The sequence below is a fragment of the Nocardioides rotundus genome (genome assembly GCF_019931675.1).
In the GTDB taxonomy this organism is placed as follows: domain Bacteria; phylum Actinomycetota; class Actinomycetes; order Propionibacteriales; family Nocardioidaceae; genus Nocardioides; species Nocardioides rotundus.
This window is the reverse complement of sequence record NZ_CP082922.1, coordinates 1,590,086-1,614,531: the sequence shown is the minus strand read 5'-3', so window position 1 is coordinate 1,614,531 and position 24,446 is coordinate 1,590,086. Positions and strand designations below refer to the sequence as shown.

16 protein-coding genes and 3 rRNA genes are annotated in these 24,446 nt (G+C 69.7%); 3 read left to right on the top strand and 16 right to left on the bottom strand.

The window, feature by feature from the left end; genetic code table 11:
* Window positions 1–10 precede the first annotated feature (10 nt).
* Window positions 11–2,665 (bottom strand): DEAD/DEAH box helicase, encoded by a 2,655-nt coding sequence (locus K8W59_RS08040; protein WP_223399336.1) that lies wholly within the window; start codon window positions 2,663–2,665, stop codon window positions 11–13.
* 215 nt (window positions 2,666–2,880) lie between these two features.
* Here K8W59_RS08040 and K8W59_RS08035 point away from each other — a divergent pair, with 215 nt between their 5' ends.
* The gene (locus K8W59_RS08035) at window positions 2,881–3,282 is read left to right on the top strand and encodes an AMIN-like domain-containing (lipo)protein (protein ID WP_223399335.1); all 402 of its coding nucleotides are present in this window, start codon (window positions 2,881–2,883) and stop codon (window positions 3,280–3,282) included.
* 16 nt (window positions 3,283–3,298) lie between these two features.
* Here the strand turns inward: K8W59_RS08035 and xerD are convergent, their stop codons facing one another.
* The 3 genes from xerD to K8W59_RS08020 form a co-directional block, all read right to left on the bottom strand.
* Window positions 3,299–4,243 (bottom strand): site-specific tyrosine recombinase XerD, encoded by a 945-nt coding sequence (gene xerD, locus K8W59_RS08030; RefSeq protein ID WP_223399334.1) that lies wholly within the window; start codon window positions 4,241–4,243, stop codon window positions 3,299–3,301.
* 10 nt (window positions 4,244–4,253) lie between these two features.
* Complete coding sequence (gene ald, locus K8W59_RS08025; RefSeq protein WP_223399763.1) at window positions 4,254–5,372, bottom strand: alanine dehydrogenase; 1,119 nt, start codon at window positions 5,370–5,372, stop codon at window positions 4,254–4,256.
* Between the two features lie 84 nt (window positions 5,373–5,456).
* The gene (locus K8W59_RS08020) at window positions 5,457–6,065 is read right to left on the bottom strand and encodes an NUDIX domain-containing protein (RefSeq protein ID WP_223399333.1); all 609 of its coding nucleotides are present in this window, start codon (window positions 6,063–6,065) and stop codon (window positions 5,457–5,459) included.
* A gap of 24 nt (window positions 6,066–6,089) precedes the next feature.
* Here K8W59_RS08020 and pepN point away from each other — a divergent pair, with 24 nt between their 5' ends.
* Window positions 6,090–8,525 (top strand): aminopeptidase N, encoded by a 2,436-nt coding sequence (gene pepN / locus K8W59_RS08015; RefSeq protein ID WP_223399332.1) that lies wholly within the window; start codon window positions 6,090–6,092, stop codon window positions 8,523–8,525.
* Window positions 8,526–8,558: 33 nt separating this feature from the next.
* Here pepN and K8W59_RS08010 read toward each other — a convergent pair whose 3' ends face one another.
* The 8 genes from K8W59_RS08010 to K8W59_RS07975 all read right to left on the bottom strand — a co-directional run bounded on the left by K8W59_RS08010 (window position 8,559) and on the right by K8W59_RS07975 (window position 17,362).
* A complete protein-coding gene (locus tag K8W59_RS08010) occupies window positions 8,559–10,304 on the bottom strand; it encodes a CTP synthase (protein ID WP_223399331.1) in 1,746 nt (581 codons plus the stop codon).
* Between the two features lie 11 nt (window positions 10,305–10,315).
* Window positions 10,316–11,209: a copper transporter gene (locus K8W59_RS08005; RefSeq protein WP_223399330.1), complete on the bottom strand. Its 894-nt coding sequence runs from the start codon at window positions 11,207–11,209 to the stop codon at window positions 10,316–10,318.
* On the bottom strand, window positions 11,206–12,420 hold the full coding sequence (gene steA / locus K8W59_RS08000) for a putative cytokinetic ring protein SteA (protein WP_223399329.1): 1,215 nt from the start codon (window positions 12,418–12,420) through the stop codon (window positions 11,206–11,208). The genes K8W59_RS08005 and steA overlap by 4 nt, the downstream gene beginning before the upstream one ends.
* Before the next feature lie 87 nt (window positions 12,421–12,507).
* Entirely contained in the window at window positions 12,508–14,241 is a 1,734-nt protein-coding gene (recN, locus tag K8W59_RS07995) for a DNA repair protein RecN (protein ID WP_223399328.1), read from the bottom strand.
* Entirely contained in the window at window positions 14,238–15,188 is a 951-nt protein-coding gene (locus K8W59_RS07990) for an NAD kinase (protein WP_223399327.1), read from the bottom strand. The genes recN and K8W59_RS07990 overlap by 4 nt, the downstream gene beginning before the upstream one ends.
* Window positions 15,185–16,024 (bottom strand): TlyA family RNA methyltransferase, encoded by an 840-nt coding sequence (locus K8W59_RS07985; protein WP_223399326.1) that lies wholly within the window; start codon window positions 16,022–16,024, stop codon window positions 15,185–15,187. Before K8W59_RS07985 ends, K8W59_RS07990 begins: the two co-directional genes overlap by 4 nt.
* A gap of 6 nt (window positions 16,025–16,030) precedes the next feature.
* Window positions 16,031–16,300 carry a hypothetical protein gene (locus K8W59_RS07980; protein WP_223399325.1) on the bottom strand — a complete coding sequence of 90 codons (270 nt, stop codon included), beginning with the start codon at window positions 16,298–16,300 and terminating at the stop codon, window positions 16,031–16,033.
* 9 nt (window positions 16,301–16,309) lie between these two features.
* The gene (locus K8W59_RS07975) at window positions 16,310–17,362 is read right to left on the bottom strand and encodes an HAD-IIA family hydrolase (protein WP_223399324.1); all 1,053 of its coding nucleotides are present in this window, start codon (window positions 17,360–17,362) and stop codon (window positions 16,310–16,312) included.
* Between the two features lie 23 nt (window positions 17,363–17,385).
* On the opposite strand from K8W59_RS07975, the gene K8W59_RS07970 reads away from it, so the two are divergent.
* On the top strand, window positions 17,386–18,510 hold the full coding sequence (locus K8W59_RS07970; RefSeq protein WP_223399323.1) for a DUF1015 family protein: 1,125 nt from the start codon (window positions 17,386–17,388) through the stop codon (window positions 18,508–18,510).
* Here K8W59_RS07970 and K8W59_RS07965 read toward each other — a convergent pair.
* From K8W59_RS07965 to K8W59_RS07950, 4 genes are all read right to left on the bottom strand, one after another.
* Window positions 18,485–18,832, bottom strand: coding sequence for a single-stranded DNA-binding protein (locus tag K8W59_RS07965; protein ID WP_223399322.1), 348 nt, complete (start codon window positions 18,830–18,832; stop codon window positions 18,485–18,487). The two genes, K8W59_RS07970 and K8W59_RS07965, sit on opposite strands and share 26 nt — an antisense overlap.
* Before the next feature lie 185 nt (window positions 18,833–19,017).
* Window positions 19,018–19,134, bottom strand: a 5S ribosomal RNA gene (gene rrf, locus K8W59_RS07960).
* A 135-nt stretch (window positions 19,135–19,269) separates the two neighbouring features.
* Window positions 19,270–22,356 (bottom strand): 23S ribosomal RNA (locus tag K8W59_RS07955).
* A 399-nt stretch (window positions 22,357–22,755) separates the two neighbouring features.
* Window positions 22,756–24,278: ribosomal RNA gene (locus tag K8W59_RS07950) — 16S ribosomal RNA — on the bottom strand.
* The 16S, 23S and 5S rRNA genes sit together here, the layout of an rRNA operon.
* Window positions 24,279–24,446 lie beyond the last annotated feature (168 nt).

Below are 24,446 nucleotides of genomic sequence, written 5' to 3'. Positions count from 1 at the left end.
CGGTAGGACCTCAGTCCCCGAGATTGCGCATCGAGGTCGCCAGCATCACCAGCTCGCCGGCCTCGTCGGAGGCGTCGCAGTCCACGGTCCCCTCGATCACCCAGTCGTGGTGGCCCTCCGGGTCGTGGAGGGTCTGCCGGACCCGCCGTACCCGCACCAGGTCGTCCTCGTCGCCGCCGGGCGGCGCGGCCTGCTCCTCGGGGCCGATGTCGAGCAGTGCCGGGCCCCGCGCGTCGGCGTCGACCAGCAGCTCGTCGTGCTCGGCGTAGTACTCCTCCAGCGCGGTGTCCCAGGCGAACCGGGTCATCAGCACCTCCCGCGCGGGGTCGGTGCGGTCGGCGGCCGCGCGCTCGAGCCGCATCAGTGCGTCCAGGTCGTCGCGGGCGCAGGCCTCCACCCGGGCGAAGAGCGCGTTGCGGATCATCCGGGTGAAGGCGCGGTCCTGCCGCGAGAGCGGCCGCGGCGGCGGGTGCTCGACGCCGGCCTCGACGACCCGGTCGGGGTCGGTGAGCGCCTCCCACTCGTCGAGCAGGGAGGAGTCGGTCTGGCGCACCGTCTCCCCCAGCCAGTCGACCAGGTCCTCCAGCTCCGGGGTGCGGTGCGCGTCGGGCACGGTGTGCCGCAGCGCGCGGTAGGCGTCGGTGAGGTAGCGCAGCACCAGCCCCTCGGAGCGGGCCAGCTGGTAGCGGGACACGACGTCGGTGAAGGTCATCGCCTGCTCCCACATCTCCCGCACCACCGACTTCGGCGAGAGCGCGTCGGCGGGCAGCCACGGGTGGGACTCGCGGTAGGTCTCGTAGGCCGGCTCCAGCAGGTCGACCAGCGGCTGCGGCCAGGTCACCTCGTCCAGGAGCGCCATCCGCTCCTCGTACTCGATCCTCTCGGCCTTCATCCGCTCCACGGCCTCGCCGCGGGCGGCGTACTGCTGGGCCATGAGGATCTGCCGGGGCGCCTCCAGGACGGCCTCAACGACAGAGACCACGTCGAGGGTGTACGTCGGCTCCTCGGGGTCGAGCAGGTCGAGCGCGGCCAGCGCGAAGTGCGCCAGCGGCTGGTTGAGCGCGAAGTCCTCCGGCAGCGCCTGGGTGAGCACGAACCGGCGCCCGTGCTCGTCGGGCGCCTCCAGCCGGGTGACGACCCCCGAGCGCACCAGGGACCGGGCCAGCCGCAGCGCCCGACGGGTCAGCCGCAGCCGGCCGCGGTCGTCCTCGTGGTTGTCGGTGAGCAGGGCGCGGAGCACCTCGAAGGCGTCCTCCTCGCGGGCCAGGACGTTGAGCAGCATCGCGTTGTCGACCCGCATCCTCGACGTCAGCGTCTCCGGGGCGCCGCCGACCAGCTTGTCGTAGGTCTGCTCGGTCCACACCACCGTGCCCTCCGGCGGCTTCTTCAGTTGGGCCTTGGACTTCTTCCGCCCCGCCGCGCGGCGCTCCTCGGCCTTGGCCTTGGCCTTCTCGTTCTCGATGACGTGCTCGGGGGCCTGCACGACGACGTAGCCCGCGGTGTCGAAGCCGGCCCGCCCGGCGCGGCCGGCGATCTGGCCGAACTCGCGCGTGCGCAGCACCCGCTGCCGGCTGCCGTCGAACTTCGCCAGGCCGGTGAACAGGACGGTGCGGATCGGCACGTTGATGCCCACGCCGAGGGTGTCGGTGCCGCAGATGACGGTGAGCAGGCCGCGCTGCGCGAGCGTCTCCACCAGCCGGCGGTACTTCGGCAGCATCCCGGCGTGGTGCACGCCGATCCCCTGCCGCAGCAGCCGCGACAGCGTCTTGCCGAAGCCGGCGCCGAAGCGGAACCCCCCGATCGCCTCGGCGATCGCCGCCCGCTGGTCGCCGCCTCGCTGGTCGTGTCCGCCTCGTTGGTCGAGCTTGTCGAGACCACTCCGCAGCAGCCGCGTCGCGTGCTCGACCGCGGCCGCCTGGGTGAAGTGCACGACGTAGACCGGCGCCTGCCCGGTGCGGACCAGCTCGCTCAGGGTGTCGTCCAGCGGCTCGGTGGACCACTGGAAGGACAGCGGCACCGGTCGCTCGGCGTCGTCCACGATCGCGGTCTCCCGGCCGGTGCGCCGGGAGAGGTCCTCGGCGAGGGACGTCATGTCCCCGAGGGTGGCCGACATCAGCAGGAACTGCGCGTGCGGCAGCGTCAGCAGCGGCACCTGCCAGGCCCAGCCGCGGTCGGGCTCGGCGTAGTAGTGGAACTCGTCCATCACCACCACGCCGACGTCGGCCGCGGCTCCCCGGCGCAGGGCGATGTTGGCCAGCACCTCCGCCGTGCACGCGATGATCGGGGCGTCGGCGTTGACGCTGGCGTCCCCGGTGAGCATGCCGACGTTGTCCGCGCCGAAGGTCTCCACGAGGGCGAAGAACCTCTCACTCACCAGCGCCTTGATCGGTGCGGTGTAGTACGACGTACGGCGGCGCCGCCGCTCCCCGTCGACGCAGGCGAGGCCCATCAGGATCGCCGCGGTCGCGACCAGCGACTTCCCCGACCCGGTGGGCGTCGCGAGGACCACGTTGCTGCCGCCGAGCAGCTCCAGGACGGCCTCGTCCTGGTGTGGGTAGAGGTCGAGCCCCTGGTCGGCCACCCAGCCGGCGAAGGCGTCGTACACCGCGTCCGCGTCGGCGTCCGCTCCGAGCCGGGCGTCGAGGCGGGCGAGGTCGTCGGGCATGCGCCCGATCCAACCATCCGGGTGATGCGGGAGGTGAAGGGAGGCGCACCGGGTGCCGGATAGGGCATCCTGGGGGAACGACGACCACGGGGGTGGACATGCTCAGGAGCATCAGTCGGATCGTAGGCGCACTCGCGCTGGGGTGCGCAACACTCGCAGGACCCGTCGCCGCGCCCAGCGCCGCGGCGTCCTGCTCGGTCGTGTGGGGCTCGCGGATGGAGAGCGACCAGACGATCCGCGCCACGGCGGCGACACGCGTCCGCGCGGGCCGGCACGCCTGCTTCGACCGGCTGGTCATCGACCAGCGCGGTCCGGTGACGGGCTACGTCGTGCGGTACGTCGACCGGGTGCGGGCCGACGGCTCGGGGACGGTCGTCCCGGTGCGGGGCGGCGCCCGGCTCCAGGTCGTCACCCGGGCGGGCGGTCCGCGCGCGCTCGGCACCCCCGGCGTACGCGGGTTCTCGACCTTCCGCCAGGTGCGGTATGCCGGGTCGTTCGAGGGTCACACCATGCTGGCCCTCGGCGTCCGGGCCCGGCTCCCGTTCCGCGCCTTCACCCTTCCCGGCCCGACCCCCGGGCGTAGCCGGCTGGTGGTCGACGTCGCCCACCGCTGGTGACCCGCCGCAGGCGCGGTCAGCGGGCGCGGGGGTGCGCGGTCGCGAAGACCTCGCGCAGGTTGTCCACCGTCACCAGCGTGTAGATCTGGGTGGTCGTGACCGAGGCGTGCCCGAGCAGCTCCTGCACCACGCGGACGTCGGCTCCCCCGTCCAGCAGGTGGGTGGCGAAGGAGTGCCGCAGCGTGTGCGGGGAGACGTCGCGGGTGATGCCGGCGCGCTGCGCCGTACGGTTCAGCACCGCCCAGGCGGACTGCCGGGAGAGCCGGCCGCCACGGGAGTTGAGGAACACCGCCGCACCGGGCGACTGCCGAGACGAGGCCTGCTCCACGATCGCCGGCCGGCCGCGGGTCAGCCACGCCTGCAACGCCTCCTGGGCATAGCTCCCGACCGGAACGAGCCGCTCCTTGGAGCCCTTGCCGCGCAGCAGCACGGTCCCCTGCTCGCCCGTCTCCCCCCAGTCCAGGTCGTCGATGTCCAGTCCGACCGCCTCGCTGATCCGGGCGCCAGTGCCGTAGAGCACCTCCAGCAGCGCCCGGTCGCGCAGCGCGAGCGGGGTGTCCGTGCTGGACGCAGCGGCCAGCAGCGCCTCCACGTCGGCCAGGGGCAGCGCCTTGGGGAGGCGCTTGACCGGGCTGGGAGGTCGTACGGCGGCCGCCGGATCCGACTCCGCGAGCCCGTCGGCGACGCAGAACCGGTGGAAGCCCCGCACCGCCACCAGGGTGCGAGCGGCCGAGGTCGCGCTCAGTGCGGGATGCTCGGCGTCCCCCTCCCGGAGCCAGGCGAGGAAGTCGGTCACGACCGGCTCTGTGACCGCGTCGAGGGACTCCACACCGCGGGCGTCCAGGAACGCGAGGTAGCGGGTCAGGTCCCGGCGGTAGGAGGTGAGGGTGTTCGCCGCCAGGCCCCGCTCGACGGTCAGGTGGTCCAGGTAGGTCCGGACCGCGCGGGCCGGACCGCTCACCGCGGGTCGCTCACGAGCCGAGCGCCTCCGAGACCGGCTGGACGTCGATGCCGGTCGCCGCGCCCACCGGTGCGTTGGTGAGGTGCCCGGCGTGCGTGTTCAGCCCCAGCGCCAGGCTCGGGTCGTCCAGGCAGGCCTGCCGCCAACCCTTGTTCGCCACGGCGGAGATGTAGGGCAGCGTGGCGTTGGTCAGGGCGTAGGTCGAGGTGTTGGGGACCGCACCCGGCATGTTGGCCACGCAGTAGAACAGCGAGTCGTGCACCCGGTAGGTCGGGTCGGCGTGCGTGGTCGGGTGGGAGTCCTCGAAGCAGCCGCCCTGGTCGATCGCGATGTCGACCAGCACCGAGCCGGGCTTCATCTGGGAGACCAGCTCGTTGCTGACCAGCTTCGGCGCCGCGGCGCCCGGGATCAGCACCGCACCGATCACCATGTCCGCCTCCATCACCTGCTGCTGGATCGCCAACTTGGAGGAGGCCAGCCCGTGCACCCGGTTGTTGTAGCGCCAGAACGACATCCGCAGCTTGTCGAGGTCGGTATCGAGCAGGGTGACGTCGGCGCCCATCCCCAGCGCGATGTTGGCGGCGTTCTGCCCCGAGACGCCGGCCCCGATGATGACCACCTTGGCGTTGGCCACGCCGCCGACGCCGCCCATCAGCACTCCCCGGCCGCCCTCGGGCCGCATCAGCGAGTGCGCGCCCACCTGGGGCGCCAGGCAGCCGGCGACCTCCGACATCGGGTAGAGCAGCGGCAGCCCGCCCGAGGGCAGCTGCACGGTCTCGTAGGCCAGCGCGGTGACGCCCTTGTCGACCAGCTGCTCGGTGAGCGGCTTGTCGGCGGCCAGGTGGAGGTAGGTGAAGAGGGTGAGCCCCTCGCGCAGGCGGTGGTACTCCTCGGCGACCGGCTCCTTGACCTTGAGCACCAGGTCCGCCGTACCCCACACGTCGTCGGCCTCGTCGAGGATCGTCGCACCCGCGGCGACGTACTCCTCGTCGGGGATCTGCGATCCGACGCCCGCCTCGCGCTGCACGAACACCTCGTGTCCGTGGGCGGTCAGCTCGTGGACCCCCACCGGCGTGATGGCCACCCGGTACTCGTTGTTCTTGACTTCCTTGGGTACGCCGACCTTCACGGTGCCGCTCCTCATCCTGATGGGCGTTCGGTGCTGCCACCCGGTGACAGCGCTCACAACCTACTCCCCGCGGGGCGGTCCCCGTCAGTGGGTCGGCAGCAGTCCCCGGGCGTCGGCGAGCAGCACCGCGAGGGCCACCGGGCCGTCCTGGACGCGGCCGTCGAGGACCGCGTCGCGCAGGTCGGCGACCGGCACCCGGAAGACCTCCATCTCGGCCTCCTCGTGCTCCAGCTCGAAGTCGCCCCGGCCGACGTCGGTGAGGTCGCGCGCCAGGAAGTAGTGGTGCTGTTCCGCGGAGACGCCCGGGCTGCTCCACAGCGAGCCCAGGTGCCGCCAGTCCGCGGCGGCCAGGCCCACCTCCTCCTGCAGCTCCCGGGCGGCCACGGCACGCGGCTCCTCGTCCTGCACGTCGCACAGGCCGGCGGGCAGCTCGACCAGCCGGCCGCCGACCGGGTGGCGGTACTGCCGCAGGCACACGGCGCGGTCCTGCTCGTCCACCGCGAGCACGACCACGGCGCCCGGGTGCTCCAGCACCAGGCGGGTGAAGCCGTCCTCGTCCTCGTGCCCGGGTCGCTGCACCACGTCGGCGCGCACCGCGAACGGTGACGGCTCGCGGTAGACGTCACGGGAGGAGGCGACCGGCCAGCGAGCCGGCTCGTCGGCGAGCGGACCGTCGGTATGCGAGTGCTCCATGCCCAGAGACGTTAGCGTGCCCCGATGAGCACCGAACGCAGCCTGACTCGGGACGAGGCCGTCGAGCGCGCGGCCCTGCTGGAGGTCCGGCGCTACGACATCGACGTGGACCTGACCGGGCTGCTCGACGGCGTGGAGTGGCGCGCGACCTCCCGGGTGACCTTCGACTGCCACTCGCCGGGCGCCGACAGCTTCGTGGACTGCCTCGGCGAGATCGGTACGGCGACCCTCAACGGCCGCCCGCTCGACCCGGCGTCGGCCGTCGACGGACGGCTGCCGCTGCCCGCGCTCGAGGCGGAGAACGTGCTGGAGGTCTCCTCGGTGCAGCATGACACCGCCTCCAGTGCGGGGATCCTGCGCTCGGTCGACCCCTCCGACGGGCTGGTCTACGTCTGGACCAGCTTCGAGGCCGACGACGCCCGTCGCGCCTGGGCCTGCTTCGACCAGCCCGACCTCAAAGCGCCGCACGCGTTCACGGTGACCGCGCCGGAGTCGTGGGTGGTGACGTCCAACACCGGGCCGGAGTCGGTGACCGAGCCTGCCGACGCCGCACGGGTCTGGTCCTTCCCGGACACGCCGCCGCTGTCGACGTACGTCGTGGTCGTCAACGCCGGCCCGTTCCACGAGATCCGCGAGCAGCGCGGCGGGCACTCGCTCGGCCTGTTCTGCCGGCAGTCCATGCGGCCGTTCCTGGAGCGGGACGCGGCCGAGCTGTTCGAGGTCACCGAGCAGGGGCTGGCCTTCTTCGCCGAGCGGTTCGACCGGCCGTTCGCGCAGGAGAGGTACGACCACGTCTTCGTGCCGAACATGGGCGGGGCGATGGAGAACTGGGGGTGCGTCACCTGGTCGGACTCCTCGCTGCACCGCAGCGAGCCGACGCGCAGGATGCGCGAGGGCACGGCGAACATCCTGCTGCACGAGATGGCGCACATGTGGTTCGGCGACCTGGTGACCATGCGCTGGTGGGACGACCTGTGGCTCAACGAGGCCTTCGCGTCGTGGGCGGCGAGCTGGGCGCAGGCCGAGGCCACGCGCTACACCGAGGCATGGGCGTCGTTCCTGATCGGCTTCAAGGTCGAGGGCTACCGCCTGGACATGGGGCCCGCCACGCACCCGGTCCGCGGGGACGTGCCCACGGTGGCGCACGGGATCGCGAACTTCGACGCGATCTCCTACGTCAAGGGCTGCAGCGTGCTGAAGCAGCTGGCGGCGTACGTCGGCGAGGAGGCGTTCGTGGCCGGGTTGCGGGACTACTTCGCGACCTACGCCTGGCAGAACACCACCCTGGAGGACTTCCTCGGCGCGATCGGGAGCGCCGCGGGCCGCGATCTCGGCGACTGGGGGCGTCGATGGCTCCGGGAGGCCGGCACCGACACGCTGCGGGTGCGCGACGGGGGGCTGCTCGCCGAGGGCCCCGACGGTGGCAGCCCCCGGCCGCATCGCCTCAACCTCGGGATCTTCGTCGACCGCGGCGACGTGCTCGAGCGCGTCGACGCGGTGCCGGTGGAGACGACCGGCACGACCACTCCCCTGCCCGACCTCCCCGCCGGGGCGCTCGTCCTGCCCAACGACTCCGACCTGACGTTCGCAGCCGTGCGACCCGACGAGGCCTCGCTGGCGACCCTGCTCGAGCGCGCCGGAGACCTCGACGACGCGCTCGCGCGCGGCCTCGCGGTCACCATGGGGTGGGACATGCTCGCGCGGGGCGAGCTGACGGGTGCGCAGATGATGCGGCTCGTCCTCGACGTGCTGCGCACCGAGCGGACCGCGGGACTGGTGGAGGCACACCTGCGCCTGGCGCTGCGCACCGCCACCCTCTGGGTCCCCACCCCCGACATCGACGCGCACCTGGCCGACCTGGCCGCAGCCTGCCGCGAGCTGGCCGACGTACCCGAGCTCCGCTCGGCCGCCCTCAAGACCCTGGCGGCGTGCGCCCGCACCGAGGAGGACTTCGCGCTCCTCGCCTCCGACGACGACGTGGATCTCGCCTGGCGGGTGCTGGTGCGGCGCGCCGACCTGGGCCAGTACGACGAGGCGGCGGTGGCCGCGCTGCAGGCGCGCGACCCGGACCCCGACTCCTGGGTGCGCGCGCTGGGGGTGCGGTGCGCGCGTCCGGAGTCGGCGGCCAAGGACGAGGCGTGGCAGGCGGTGTTCGTGGACCGCCGGGTCCCCGCCGGCACGCCCGCGATCGAGCTCGCGACGTGCCTGTGGCGCCCCGGCCAGGACGAGCTGCTGCGGCCCTACGTGATGCGGTACCTCGACGAGCTGGCCGCGATCGACCGCGGCGGGATGCTCGCCCTCGGGGTGATCACCCGGGCGATGTTCCCCTACCAGAGCGCGGACGCCGGCTTCCTGGACGGCGCCCGCGAGCTGGTCGGCCGCGAGGGCCTGCTGCCCGCCGTACGCCAGAGCCTGCTCGGCGCCACCGACACCCTCGCCCGGATGCTCCGCCAACGCTGAGTCGGCGCTTCTTCACCCCGAGCCGGCGTCAACTCACGCCGACTCGGCGTCGACTGGCGCCGACTCGGCGGCCTCCTCGGCCAGCTCCTCGGGGTCGGCGTCGCGGCGGCGCAGCCCGCTCTCGTCGATCGGGAAGCGCTCGGCGCGCTGCCGCTCGATCGCGGCGCCGACCAGGCCCGCGAACAGCGGGTGCGGCCGGGTGGGGCGGGAGCGCAGCTCGGGGTGCGCCTGGGTGGAGACGTAGTACGGGTGCACCTCGCGGGGCAGCTCGACGAACTCGACCAGCCCCAGCTCGGGGTTGACCCCGGAGAAGACCAGGCCGGCGTCGGCCAACTGGTCGCGGTAGGCGTTGTTGACCTCGTAGCGGTGCCGGTGCCGCTCCTCGATCTCGGTGGCGCCGCCGTACGCCGCACTCGCGACCGACCCCCGCTCCAGGACCGCCGGCTGCAGCCCCAGGCGCATCGTGCCACCCAGGTCGCCCGCGCCCTCGACGAAGGACTTCTGCTCCTCCATGGTCGCGATCACCGGCTCGGGGGCGTCGGGGTCGAACTCGGTCGAGGCGGCCTTCTCCAGGCCGGCGACGTTGCGAGCGTACTCGATCACCATGCACTGCAGGCCCAGGCACAGCCCCAGGGTCGGGATGCCGTGCGTGCGGGCGTAGCGCAACGCGCCGAGCTTGCCCTCGATGCCGCGGATGCCGAACCCGCCCGGGATGCAGACGGCGTCCACGTCGTGCAGGTTGCGGGCCGCGCCCTGCTCGGTGCGGCACTCGTCGGAGGCCACCCAGCGCAGGTTCACCTTCGCCTCGTGCGCGAAGCCGCCGGCGCGCAGCGCCTCGGCGACCGAGAGGTAGGCGTCGGGCAGGTCGATGTACTTGCCCACGAGCGCGACCGTGACCTCTTCGCTGGGGTGGTGCACCCGGCGCAGCAGGTCGTCCCAGGTGGTCCAGTCCACGTCGCGGAACGGCAGGTCGAGGCGGCGTACGAGATAGGCGTCCAGCCCCTCGCGGTGCAGCACCTTGGGGATGTCGTAGATCGACGGGGCGTCGGCGGCGGTGACCACCGCCTCCTCGTCGACGTCGCACATCAGGGAGATCTTCTGCTTGATCGACTCCGGCAGCTCGCGGTCCGAGCGGCACACGACCGCGTCCGGCTGGATGCCGATCGAGCGCAGCGCCGCCACGGAGTGCTGGGTCGGCTTGGTCTTGAGCTCCTGCGACGGCCCGATCCAGGGCACGAGCGAGACGTGGATGAAGAAGCAGTTGTCGCGGCCCACGTCGTGGCGCACCTGACGGGCCGCCTCGAGGAAGGGCAGCGACTCGATGTCGCCGACGGTGCCGCCGACCTCGGTGATGACCACGTCCACGTCATCGGTGGCCATGGCCCGGACGCGGTCCTTGATCTCGTTGGTGATGTGCGGGATCACCTGGACGGTGTCGCCGAGGTAGTCGCCGCGGCGCTCCTTGGCGATCACGTTGGAGTACACCTGCCCGGTGGTCACGTTCGCCACCCCGGACAGGTCGGTGTCCAGGAACCGCTCGTAGTGCCCGATGTCCAGGTCGGTCTCGGCGCCGTCGTCGGTGACGAAGACCTCGCCGTGCTGGAACGGGTTCATCGTGCCCGGATCGACGTTGAGATACGGGTCGAGCTTCTGCATCGTGACCCGGAGACCGCGGGCCTTCAGCAGCGCTCCCAGGCTCGAGGCGGTGAGCCCCTTGCCGAGCGAGGAGGCGACGCCTCCGGTGACGAATACGTGCTTGGTGGGAGCCGTTGCCTTCACGGGCTTCTAGCCTACCCGATGGGCACAGCGCCGTCGGATCCCGACGCTCCGAAGGCTCCGCCGCGGCTCTCGGGCCAGGCGGTGAGAGCCAGGACGGTGGTGACCACGCCGCTGGTGCGGTCGAGGCCGTCGACCGTCGCGGCGCCCTCGGCAGCGGAGGTCTCCCGCAGCCGGGAGAGCAGCCCGTCGCGCCCATCAGCGGCGGTGCCGGCCACGACGACGCCCCGGGCCGTGCGGGAGAGCCCCGCGATGATGCCCTCGTACACCGGGTCGGCCTGCTCGCCGCGGTCCTCGCCGAGCAGCACGACGACGTACGGCGCCCGCTCCGAGACCCGCTGCGGCGACCTGAGCAGGTCTGCCGCACTCAGGCTCTCAGCCAGGGTGCTCGCGGTGCCGTCCAAGCGCCCCGGCTGCTCCTGGGGCGTGGCGACCGCACGCCCGAGGATCTGCCCGATCCGGTCGTAGGTGGACGCCCCGTCCGCCACCACGCCCTTGTTCTGGCTGGACAGCTGGCTGCCGAGCCTGTCCACGAGGGTCTTCTCCCCCGGGGCGGTGAGCGCGTCGAGCACCTCGTAGCGCCCTGCGACGGTCCCGCCCGCGGCCTCGATCTGCTCGGCGAGGTCGTCGCCGGCGCCGGAGCCGGCGCCCGGCAGGGACAGCACCGCGACCGACGTACCGGACAGCCCGTCGTCGTAGGCGCGCGCCGCCAGGGACCCGTTGAGCTCGTCGGCGTAGTCCGCCTCGGCCTGGGCGGACTCCAGCGCGGCGGTGTCGCGGGTGGAGCTGGTGCGGTCGTCGTCGCCGCGGCCGACGGCCGACATCGGGCCCCCGCCGAGGACGATGCCGATCGCCAGGGCGAGGAAGACGGCGAGGAGGGAGACGACGTGGTTGCGGAACGAGATCACTGGGGAAGCAGTCCTTCGAGGGAGCCGGAGAGGGAGGAGACCCGGTCGGAGAGGCCGGCCAGGGCCGGCCGGAGCTGGTCGATCCACTCCTGGCCGACGGGCGTGACGGCGATGGCCGCGAGCAGGGCCAGGACGCCGACGAGGAGGACGAGCAGCAGGTGCCAGGGCCGCACGCGCCCGGAGTAGAGGCTGGGCAGCGTGCGGGCGTCGACCAGCTTCGCGCCGACCTTGAGCCGGGTCAGGTACGTCGATGCCAGGCCGGGCCGCTGCCGGTCCAGGAAGTCCTCGATGGTCGCGTGCAGCCCGACGCCGACGATCACCGAGGCGCCGCCGGCGTCGGCCACGACCAGGGCCGCGTCCTCGGCGGTGGTGCCGGCCTCGAACTGCAGCGGCCGCACCCCCAGCCGCTCGATCCGCTCCAGACCCTGCTGCGTGCCCCTGTCGAGGCGGACCACGACGTCACGGGCACCGCGCAGGGTCTTCAGGCTGGGCAGCGCCTCGTCGCGGGTGGCGCTGTCGATGATCACCACGTCGGGCCGGTGCCCGGCCTGCCGCAGGGCGTCGGCGCCGCCCTCGACGGCGATCAGGACCGGGTCCTGCTCGGCGAGGAAGCGCTTCATCCGGCGCAACTGCTCACGGTGGTCGTGGCCGTCGCCGACGACCACGACGGGCCGGCCGTCGAGCTTGGTCCGCAGGGTGGGCACGCCCTGGCCGTGCAGGAGCAGGTCCTGCTCGCGGCGGAGGAACTCGGTGCTGTTGTGGGTGAAGCTCTCCAGCTGCGCGACCAGACCCGTGCGGGCGTGCTCGAGGTCGCCGGCGAGGACGGTGGCGTCCACCGGGCGGCCGCTGGCCACGAGCCGGTCGCCGGCGAAGACCTCGCCCTCGTGCACGCGCAGCTCGGCGCCGTCCCGGACGGCCGCCAGGACGTCGCCGCCCGCGCCGTCGACGACCACGATGCCGGCGTCGGTCAGGATCTGCGGCCCCAGCGCCGGGTAGCGGCCCGAGAGCATCGAGGAGCCGTTGACCAGCGCGGCGATCCCCGTGTCGGCGAGCGACTGCGCGGTGGCGCGGTCCAGATCGAGATGGTCGGTGACGACGACGTCACCGGCGCGGGCCCGGGTGAGCAGCTCGCGCGGACGGCGGTCCACCCGGGCGACGCCCCGGATCCCGGGTGGTGGAGTGGCCTGGCGGGAGCGAGTGGTCAGCTTCATGGCCCGACCATGGTCGCAGTCGCCCCGCGTGCTCGCGGGGAACCGGCGGCTCGGGCGCGTCGCGCATCCGCGCTGGTCCGGGGTGCCTCAGCTAATGCTGCGGGCGGCGTCCAGCAGCTCGCGTGCGTGGGCCAGCGCGGTGTCGGAGTCCTCCAGGCCGGCGAACATCCGGGCGAGCTCCCGCTCCCGGTCCTCCGGCCCGAGGACGGTGAGCCCGGAGGTGGTCACGGTGCCGTCGCTGGACTTCTCCACGACCACGTGCCGGTCGGCGAAGGCAGCGACCTGCGGCAGGTGGGTGACGACGAGCACCTGCGCCTCGCGGGCCAGTCGGGCCAGCCGGCGCCCCACCTCCACCGCGGCCTTCCCGCCGACGCCGGCGTCGACCTCGTCGAAGACGAACGTCGGAACCGATCCGCTCCCGGCCAGCACGACCTCCACGGCGAGCATCACCCGGGAGAGCTCACCACCCGAGGCGCCCTTGTGCAGCGGGCGCGGCTCCGAGCCGGTGTTCGCGGCCAGCAGCAGCTCGACCTCGTCCACGCCGTGGGCGTGGAAGCGCAGCCACTCGCCGTCGACCTCCAGCGCCTTGGGGTCCTCGGCCTCGGAGGCGGTCGTCGTCACCGAGACGGAGAGCCGGGCATGCGGCATCGCCAGGCCCGCCAGCTCCTCGGTCACGCCCTCGCCCAGAGACTCCGCGGCGCTCCGACGGGCCGCGGAGAGCCGGCCGGCCAGGTCAGCCAGGCTGGCGCGCAGCCGGGTGCGCTCGCCCCTGAGCTCCTCGATCCGCTCGTCGGTGCCGTCGAGCTCGAGCAGCCGCCTGCTGCCCTCCTCGGCCCAGGCGAGGACGTCCTCGAGGGTGTCGCCGTACTTCCTGGTCAAGGCGGCGAGCGCGGCGCGGCGCTCGGAGGTGGTGGCCAGGCGCGCCGGATCGGTCTCGATGCGCGAGGCGTACGACGCCACGTCGGCCGCCACGTCGGAGAGCAGGTAGGTCACCTCGGCCAGCCGGTCGGCCAGCTCGCCGGCCTCGGCATCGTGCTCGCGCACGCCCTCCAGCAGGGAGCGTGCCGAGGACGTCACCGCCAATGCGTCGGGGCCACCGGAGTCGCTGGACAGCGCCTCCCGAGCCTGCTCGGCCGCGGTTCGCAGGGTGTCGGCGTGGCCGAGCCGGGCCTCCTCCGCGGCGAGCTCGGCGTCCTCCCCCGGCTGGGGGTCGACCTCCTCGACCTCTCCGAGCCCGAAGCGGAGCAGGTCCGCCTCGCGCGCTCGCTCCCGAGCCGTGGTCACCACCTCGTCCAGCTCGCGCTCGGTGGCGGCGAGCTGCGCGTGCACCGTGCGGTAGTCCGCGAGCAGGGAGGTCACCTCGGCCCCGCCGTAGCGGTCGAGCGCCTCGCGCTGCGCGGCGGGGCGGAGCAGTCGGTGCTGGTCGGACTGGCCGTGCACGGCGACGAGGGGCTCGGTCACCTCGGCCAGCGTCGAGACCGGCACCTGGGCGCCGCCGACGAAGGCGCGGGAGCGCCCGCTGGCGGCCAGGTTGCGGGCGAGCACGACCGCGCCGTCCTCCACCTCTCCCCCGGCCTCCTCGACCGAGCGGCGGAAGTCGGCGAGGCCGTCGGTCACCACGACGCCCTCGATCCGGGCGGAGCGGGCACCGGAGCGCACCGCTCCGGAGTCGGCCCGTGCGCCCAGCAGCAGGCCGAGTGCGGTGACGAGCATGGTCTTGCCGGCACCAGTCTCGCCGGTGATGACGGTCAGACCGGGTCCCAGCTCGATCGTCGAGGAGTCGATGACGCCGAGGGAGGAGATGCGCATCTCCTCGATCACGGGGCCGCCCCCTCCCCGCCGTTGCGACGCTCACGCTCCGCGGCGCCGCGCCAGCCCTCGACGGGCAGGCCGAACTTCGCCACCAGCCGGTCGGTGAAGGGGGCGCTGTGCAACCGGGCGAGGACGACCGGGTGCTCGCCGCGGCGAACCTCGATCCGGGCGCCGGGCGGCAGGTCGACGGTGCGCCGGCCGTCGCACCACAGGACTCCGGCCCCGTCGGTGCGCGTCTGCAGCTCCACCGCCAGCGTCGAGGTGGGCGCGACGACGAGCGGTCGGGCGAACAGGGCGTGGGCGCTGATCGGCACCATCAGCAGTGCCTCGACGCCGGGCCAGACGACCGGGCCGCCGGCGGAGAAGTTGTAGGCGGTCGACCCCGTCGGGGTCGCACAGACCACGCCGTCGCAGCCCCAGCGGCTCAGCGGCCGGTCGTCGACCTCCACCACGACCTCGAGCATCCGCTCCCGCGCGGCCTTCTCGACCGAGGCCTCGTTGAGCGCGAAGGTGCGGTAGACCTCGCGGCCGTCGTGGAGCACGCGTACGTCGATCGTGAGGCGGTCCTCGGTGTGGTAGCGCTGCGCCACGACGGCGTCGATCACCGATTCGACGGCGTCCTGCTCGGCCTCGGCGAGGAAGCCCACGTGTCCGAGGTTGACCCCGAGCAGCGGGGTCCGGCTGGCGTGGGTGATCTCGGCGGCCCGCAGGATGGTGCCGTCTCCCCCGATCACCATCGCCACCTCGCAGCCGTGGCCGGCGTCGTCGGCGGACTCGGTGGTCTCCAGCAGGCCGCCCAGGCTGTCGGCGTCGAGCTCCAGGTCCTTGGCCTCCTGGGCGAGCAACCGCACCACGAGGCCCTGACCTGTGAGCGCGGCACACACGGTGCGCGCGACGTCGCGGGCCTCCGCGCGTCCGGTGTGGACGAGCAGCAGGATCCGTCGGGGGGAGCTCACGGGACCACTCTCTCACCGCCCGCCGACAGGTCGGCTGAGCGCATCACCTCGGCTCGGATCTCGACCTCGCCGATCTCGCTCGGGCCGCGACGCAGCCACAAGAAGAACTCCACGTTGCCCGACGGCCCCGGAAGCGGCGAGGTGGTGACCCCGCGCAGGCCAAAGCCGCGCTCGGCCGCCGCCTGCGCCACCGCGATGACCGCCTCGGCGCGCAGCGCGGGGTCGCGGACCACTCCGCCCTTGCCGACGCGGTCCTTGCCGACTTCGAACTGCGGCTTGACCATCGGCACCAGGTCCCCCTCGGGAGCGGTCACGGCGTCGAGCGCGTCCAGCACCAGCGAGAGGGAGATGAAGGACAGGTCGCCGACGACGAGGTCCACGGGGCCGCCGACGAGCGCCGGATCGAGCTCCCGGACGTTGGTGCGGTCGTGCACGACGACCCGCTCGTCGGACTGCAGGCTCCAAGCCAGCTGTCCGTAGCCCACGTCGACCGCCACCACCTCGCGCGCCCCGTTGCGCAGCAGCACGTCGGTGAAGCCGCCGGTGCTCGCGCCGGCGTCCAGGCAGCGTCGTCCGCGCACCTGCAGCCCCTGCGGGATGAACGCCGCCAGGGCCCCGGCCAGCTTGTGGCCGCCGCGCGAGACGTAGTCGGGCCGCTCCCGGTCCTCCTTGACCACGATCGCCACGTCGGTGGTGACCCCGGTGGCCGGCTTCGTGGCGGTCGCGCCCTGGACGGTCACCCGGCTCTGGGCGATCAGCTCGCTGGCGTGGTCCCGGGACCTGGCCAGCCCGCGCCGGACCAGCTCCGCGTCCAGCCGCAGCCTGCGGGGCGGCACGGCGACTCAGCCGGCGTCCGGGCCGGGAGCCGCACCGGGAGCCGTTCCTGCCTCCCCGTCGGGCGGGATGTCGGCGTCGGGTCGGGCGTCCAGGGCGCGGCGCAGGCGCGTGTGGGCATCCTCGAAGACGGCGACGTGCTCCTCGACAGGGCGTCCGGCCAGGGCCTGTACGTCGGCCAGGACGGCGTCCACCTCGGCGACCCCCGTCGTGGGGGCCGGGTGGGTCTCCTCCGCTCCGGGCGTCTCGGCGTGCTGCTCGCCTGGCTGCTCGGTCATGGAGTCAGGTTAGCCCGCCACCGAGGTCTCGTCCGGCACCGGCGGGGTCAGGTCGCCGAGGCCGGCCGGGTCACCGGTCCGGTCCAGGTGCGCCCAGGCCGCCTCCGCCACGGCGCGCCACCAGTCGGCGGCCTCGCCGGCGCCGGTCACCGTCAGAGCGCCGTCGACCACCGCGGCTCGCCAGCCCCCGCACTCGGCACCGTCGGCCGTGCGCACGACCGCGGGGTGTGGCTCCTCCAGACCTCGCAGGTCGGGGGCGAGGTAGGTGGGTCGCTCCTGCGGGCGCGCCGCGACGAGCTCGGGCAGCCCGGTCACGCCGGTGAGGACGAGCAGTCCGGGTACGTCGACCGCCCGTGCCCCCTCCATGTCGGTGTCAAGGCGGTCACCCACCATGAGGGGCCGTCGACCCCCGACCCGCCGGATGGTCTCCTCCAGCAACGGCGGTGCGGGCTTGCCGGCCACGTCGGGTCGGACGCCGGCGAAGTCGCTCAGCATCGTGACCATGACGCCGTGGCCGGGCGCGATGCCCACGTCGGTCTTCAGGGTCAGGTCGGTGTTGCTGGCGACCCAGGGAAGGTCGCCGGACCGCAGCCGAGCGGCGGCACGCATCACGCTGCGCCACTCGACGTCGGGGCCGTAGCCGGTGACCAGGGCGACCGCCTCGTCCTCGCGGTCCTCACCCACCGGCACCGGGTCGAGCCCTGCGTCGCGCACCGCCTCCGTCAGGCCCCGGGCCCCCAACACCGCGATCACCGCACCGGGCTCGTACCGCTCGGCCAACAGCCGCGCGGCCGCCTGCGCGGAGGTCACGACGTCGTCGGCCTCGGCACCCACCCCGAGCTCGGTCAGCTGTGCGGCGACGTCCGGCGCCGAGCGCGACGCGTTGTTGGTGACGAAAGCGATGTGGGCTCCCCCGCCGCGGGCACGGTCGATCGACTCGGCCGCCCACGGCACCGCTCGGTGCCCGATGTAGACGACGCCGTCGAGGTCGAACATGAGCAGGTCGTGGGTGTCGGTCAGGGGCCCGTCGCTGGGCTTCAACACCGATGCGTCATCGCTCACGGGCCTCACCCTAGGATGCACGGATGGACGACCCTGCGGTGGTGGCCCCGCCGTACCTCGCGCCACCCTTCCGACTCCACGAGTTCAGTGCCCTGCGCCTGGCTCCGGGACGGGTGGGCGACCCGGCATCGGCACGGGCCTTCGCTCGTCCCTACCGGTCCGTGGTGAAGCGGCTCCAGGAGTGGGAGCGTCGCGGCCACGTGGGACGCGACCGGGTGCCGGCGGTCTACCTGCACGAGTACAGCGCGGGCGGGCTCACCGTCCGCGGCCTGGTCGGCGGGCTGGATCTGGCTCGGCGGGCCCCGGATGTCGCGGCCAGCACGGTGATCCCCCACGAGGGGGTGCACGCCGGTCAGGCGCGCGAGCTGGCCTCCCGGATGGCGCAGATGGGCATGAACCCGGCCCCGATCCTCATGGTGCATCGCGGCGGCGGCGCGGTCGGGCGCATCCTGGCCGAGCGGCTCGAGGAGCCAGCCGACCACTCCTACGACGACCGTGCCGGGCAGCGGCACCGGCTGTGGGCGCTCACCGACTCCGACCTCCGGGCCCGCGTGAGCGAGAGCCTGCGAGAGACGCGTGCGCTGCTGGCTGACGGGCACCACCGCTATGCGGCCTACCTCGAGCTCCAGGAACGATTCCCCGGCACCGGGTGGGACCGGGGACTGGTGATGCTGGTCGATCAGGACGAGACGCCCCTGCACCTGGGAGCGATCCATCGTGTCCTGCCCGGAGCCGACGTCGCCACGATCGCCGGGGCCGCCGTGGACGCCGGGTTCGGCGCCCGGCCCGCGACTCGGACACGGGCGCTGGAGCAGCTGGGTCGTGCGACGCCGGTCGCGGGATCCGGTGACGACTGGCGGGTGCTGGACCTGCAGGTCGGGCCGGACGACCTGGCGGTCTGCCTGCTGCACGACCGGATCATCCCGCGCCTGCCGGCCGAGGCCCGCGTCGTCACCCACCATCACAGCGCCCAGGAGGCCATCGCCGCGGCGGAGGCCACGGGTGGCACCGCCCTCCTGGTGCCGGCGGTGGAGTTCGACGTGGTCGTCGCACGCAGTGCGGCAGGACGGCTGCTGCCGGAGAAGGCGACGTCGTTCCAACCCAAGCCCAGCGTCGGCGTCCTCATGCGGTCTCCGCTCGACGAATGACCCTGCCGCGCTGAACCTCCACCTCGACCCGGGACTGGGCGCCTCCCGAACCGGTCCGGAAGAAGCGGCGCCGGATCGCGCCACTCACCTCCACCACGTCGCCACGTCGCCACTTCGCCGCGTTGCGTTGCACCCCGCGCGCCCAGACCGCGCACTCCAGCGCATCCACCCGCGCACCGGGGCGTACGGCGGGCGGCGGCCGGTCGACCACCAGCCGCAACGTCAGCACCACGTCACCGCTGGGCAGGTCGATCGCCGTCGGCTCGTTGGAGAGCCGCCCCACCAGTCGCACCTCGTTCGCGGAGAGCTCCTGCTCCTCCATGTGCATCACCTCCGCGTCCAGCCTCACCCGCAGGACCGACAACGGCCGCCGCGCCCGGTGCCGCCTGTGGAGAACCCGGTCGTCGGCGGCGCCTGTGGACGGGAACTGGCCCGGATCGGGAAAGAGAAGCAGGTGGAAATAGCAGCAGGGGCCCTGACGAATGCCAGAGCCCCTGCTCGAAGTATGTTCGGCGGTGTCCTACTCTCCCACAGCCTCGCGGTTGCAGTACCATCGGCGCTGAAAGGCTTAACTTCCGGGTTCGGGATGGGTCCGGGTGTTTCCCTTTCGCTATGACCGCCGTAACTCTATCCACCTGTTGTGTGCCACTGTCACTCAGGGCGGTGCCTGGTGTTGTGGTGTGGTGGTTTGGGTTGTGTCTAGTGGACGCGAGACATGTTCATGCGTAGCCCTGGTGTTGTGGGTTTGTCATGATTGTTGGTGGCAAGCCCTCGGCCTATTAGTACCGGTCGGCTGGGCATTGCTGCTGTACACCTCCGGCCTATCAACCCCATGGTCTGTGGGGGGCCTTACCAAAATGTGGGAAACCTTATCTTGAAACGTGCTTCCCGCTTAGATGCGTTCAGCGGTTATCACTTCCGAACGTAGCCAACCAGCCGTGCCCCTGGCGGGACAACTGGCACACCAGAGGTTCGTCCATCCCGGTCCTCTCGTACTAGGGACAGCCTTTCTCAAGTTTCCTACGCGCGCGGCGGATAGGGACCGAACTGTCTCACGACGTTCTAAACCCAGCTCGCGTGCCGCTTTAATGGGCGAACAGCCCAACCCTTGGGACCTACTCCAGCCCCAGGATGCGACGAGCCGACATCGAGGTGCCAAACCATCCCGTCGATATGGACTCTTGGGGAAGATCAGCCTGTTATCCCCGGGGTACCTTTTATCCGTTGAGCGACCACGCTTCCACATGCCGTGGCCGGATCACTAGTTCCGACTTTCGTCCCTGCTCGACATGTCTGTCTCACAGTCAAGCTCCCTTGTGCACTTACACTCAACACCTGATTGCCAACCAGGCTGAGGGAACCTTTGAGCGCCTCCGTTACTCTTTAGGAGGCAACCGCCCCAGTTAAACTACCCATCAGGCACTGTCCCTGAACCGGATCACGGTCCTAGGTTAGACATCTAGTACGACCAGAGTGGTATTTCAACGTTGACTCCACACACACTGGCGTGCATGCTTCACCGTCTCCCACCTATCCTACACAAGCCGAACCAAACACCAATACCAAACTATAGTAAAGGTCCCGGGGTCTTTCCGTCCTGCCGCGCGTAACGAGCATCTTTACTCGTAGTGCAATTTCGCCGAGTCCATGGTTGAGACAGCGCCCAAGTCGTTACTCCATTCGTGCAGGTCGGAACTTACCCGACAAGGAATTTCGCTACCTTAGGATGGTTATAGTTACCACCGCCGTTTACTGGGGCTTAAATTCTCCGCTTCAACACACGTGTTTAACGGGTCCTCTTAACCTTCCAGCACCGGGCAGGAGTCAGTCCGTATACATCGTCTTACAACTTCGCACGGACCTGTGTTTTTAGTAAACAGTCGCTTGGGCCTGGTCTCTGCGGCCATCACCGCTGCCACACGCAAGGTGCTTGACGGATCCGGCCCCCCTTCTCCCGAAGTTACGGGGGCATTTTGCCGAGTTCCTTAACCATGGTTGTCTCGATCGCCTTGGTATTCTCTACCTGATCACCTGAGTCGGTTTGGGGTACGGGCGGCGCATAGCTCGCTAGAGGTTTTTCTCGACAGCATAGGATCACCCACTTCACCAATATTGGCTCCGCGTCGACTCTCAGACACATCAGACCCGGATTTGCCTAGGTCTGGTCCTACGGTCTTGCCCACAGACAACCATCGCTGTGGCTGGGCTACCTTCCTGCGTCACCCCATCGCTTGACTACTACCGGTTCGGGTCCCACGCTATCCAGGCCCATCCCCACCACAAGGGTGGAGTGAAGACCTGTGTCGGGTGGTTAGCATCACCGGGTTCGTCATGGGCGCTACATTGCCGGTACGGGAATATCAACCCGTTGTCCATCGACTACGCCTGTCGGCCTCGCCTTAGGTCCCGACTTACCCAGGGCAGATTAGCTTGACCCTGGAACCCTTGATCATTCGGCGCACGGGTTTCTCACCCGTGATTCGCTACTCATGCCTGCATTCTCACTCGTCTCCACTCCACCCGCGGATCACTCCCGGGCTTCACAGCAGAAGACGACGCTCCCCTACCCATCCACCACCCTTCCGGGCACACGGTGGATGCCATAGCTTCGGCGGATGACTTGAGCCCCGCTACATTGTCGGCGCGGAATCACTTGACCAGTGAGCTATTACGCACTCTTTCAAGGGTGGCTGCTTCCAAGCCAACCTCCTGGTTGTCACTGCGACTCCACATCCTTTTCCACTTAGTCACCGCTTAGGGGCCTTAGCTGATGGTCTGGGCTGTTTCCCTCTCGACTACGAAGCTTATCCCCCGCAGTCTCACTGCTGCGCTTCACTTCCCGGCATTCGGAGTTTGGTTAACGTCAGTAACCTGGTAGGGCCCATCGGCTATCCAGTGCTCTACCTCCGGAAAGAAACACGCAACGCTGCACCTAAATGCATTTCGGGGAGAACCAGCTATCACGAAGTTTGATTGGCCTTTCACCCCTATCCACAGGTCATCCCCTCAGTTTTCAACCTAAGTGGGTTCGGTCCTCCACGTCGTCTTACCGACGCTTCAACCTGCCCATGGATAGATCACTCCGCTTCGGGTCTTGATCGTGCAACTCACACGCCCTCTTCGGACTCGCTTTCGCTACGGCTACCCCACAGGGTTAACCTCGCTACACAACGCAAACTCGCAGGCTCATTCTTCAAAAGGCACGCCATCACCCCAAAAGAGGCTCTGACGGATTGTAGGCGCACGGTTTCAGGTACTATTTCACTCCCCGCCAGGGGTACTTTTCACCTTTCCCTCACGGTACTGATCCGCTATCGGTCATCAAGGAGTATTCAGGCTTGACGGGTGGTCCCGCCAGATTCACACAGAATTTCAGGAGTTCCGTGTTACTTGGGAAAAAGCGCCACACGGGAGCGTGTCATACGTCTACAGGACTCTCACCCACTACGGTAGACCATTCCAGGCCACTTCAACTTCAACACACACCACGCGCGTCACCCCGGCAGAGGCAACACACACTCATCCCACAACCCTCGCCCCGCAACGACTGCCGTCTATCACACGAAACGAGTTTGGCCTCATCCGATTTCGCTCGCCACTACTCTCGGAATCACAATTGTTTTCTCTTCCTTCCGGTACTGAGATGTTTCACTTCCCGGAGTTCCCTCCACACACCCTATACATTCAGGTGCAGGTGACCAGACATGACTCTGGCCAGGTTTCCCCATTCGGACACCCCTGGATCAACGCTCGGTTGCCAACTCCCCAGGGCTTATCGCAGGCTCCAACGTCCTTCATCGGCTCTTGATGCCAAGGCATCCACCATGCGCCCTTCATAGCTTGCCAAACAACAATCAAAACAAACACACAAAACAAAAAAGCTACAAAGATGCTCGCGTCCACTATCCACAACTCAAACAACCAACCCACACCCACCACCACCAGACCATCACGATCCACCAGCCGGCAGGCAGGCACCCAAGACAACCCACCCCACACCCCCCACCAGAACCAGCCCCCCACACACGATGAGAGACCAACCCCAGACCCGGGGGCGTGTGGTGTCTGATGCCTCAGACACCCAACAGCGTGCCAACCCCCCACATCCACCCCACAACCAGCGGGACAGACAACAAGGGGTGTCGATGATTCCACTAGAACGCACCCACATCGCCGTGCAGCCAGCGCGCACCACCCACAACGGATGATGCCATCACCTGACCCACAGCCACGGGTGCTCCTTAGAAAGGAGGTGATCCAGCCGCACCTTCCGGTACGGCTACCTTGTTACGACTTCGTCCCAATCACCAGCCCCACCTTCGACGGCTCCCCCCACAAGGGTTGGGCCACCGGCTTCGGGTGTTGCCGACTTTCGTGACGTGACGGGCGGTGTGTACAAGGCCCGGGAACGTATTCACCGCAGCGTTGCTGATCTGCGATTACTAGCGACTCCGACTTCATGGGGTCGAGTTGCAGACCCCAATCCGAACTGAGACCGGCTTTTTGGGATTCGCTCCCCCTCACGGGATCGCAGCCCTCTGTACCGGCCATTGTAGCATGCGTGAAGCCCTGGACATAAGGGGCATGATGACTTGACGTCATCCCCACCTTCCTCCGAGTTGACCCCGGCAGTCTCACATGAGTCCCCACCACCCCGAAGGGCGTGCTGGCAACATGTGACAAGGGTTGCGCTCGTTGCGGGACTTAACCCAACATCTCACGACACGAGCTGACGACAGCCATGCACCACCTGTACACCCCCAAAAGAAGCCCCATCTCTGGAGCGGCAGGGTGTATGTCAAACCCAGGTAAGGTTCTTCGCGTTGCATCGAATTAATCCGCATGCTCCGCCGCTTGTGCGGGCCCCCGTCAATTCCTTTGAGTTTTAGCCTTGCGGCCGTACTCCCCAGGCGGGGCGCTTAATGCGTTAGCTGCGGCACGGAACCCGTGGAATGGATCCCACACCTAGCGCCCAACGTTTACGGTGTGGACTACCAGGGTATCTAATCCTGTTCGCTCCCCACACTTTCGCTCCTCAGCGTCAGGACATGCCCAGAGAACCGCCTTCGCCACCGGTGTTCCTCCTGATATCTGCGCATTTCACCGCTACACCAGGAATTCCATTCTCCCCTGCATGCCTCCAGTCTGCCCGTATCGAAAGCAAGCACCGTGTTAAGCACGGCGTTTTCACTCCCGACGCGACAAACCGCCTACGAGCCCTTTACGCCCAATAATTCCGGACAACGCTCGGACCCTACGTATTACCGCGGCTGCTGGCACGTAGTTGGCCGGTCCTTCTTCTGCACATACCGTCACTTGCGCTTCGTCTGTGCTGAAAGAGGTTTACAACCCGAAGGCCGTCATCCCTCACGCGGCGTTGCTGGATCAGGCTTCCGCCCATTGTCCAATATTCCCCACTGCTGCCTCCCGTAGGAGTCTGGGCCGTGTCTCAGTCCCAGTGTGACCGGTCACCCTCTCAGGCCGGCTACCCGTCGAAGCCATGGTAGGCCATTACCCCACCATCAAGCTGATAGGCCGCGAGCACATCCCCCACCGAAAAAACTTTCCACACACCCACATGCGCGAATGTGTCATATCCAGTATTAATCCCCGTTTCCGGGAGCTATCCTGAAGTGAAGGGCAGATTACTCACGTGTTACTCACCCGTTCGCCGCTCGAGTACCCCCAAAGGGGCCTTTCCGCTCGACTTGCATGTGTTAAGCACGCCGCCAGCGTTCGTCCTGAGCCAGGATCAAACTCTCCATCGAAAACCAACGAAAAATCATACCCTGACCAAAACAAGCATCACTAGCATAAAAAACATAGCTAGAATCAACTCATCTGCTCAAAGAAACCAACCCCCACCCACCCCTACAAAAAGAGGCAGACGAGGAAAGGCAAAACAAACAAACCAATTCATCGACTAAATGACACAC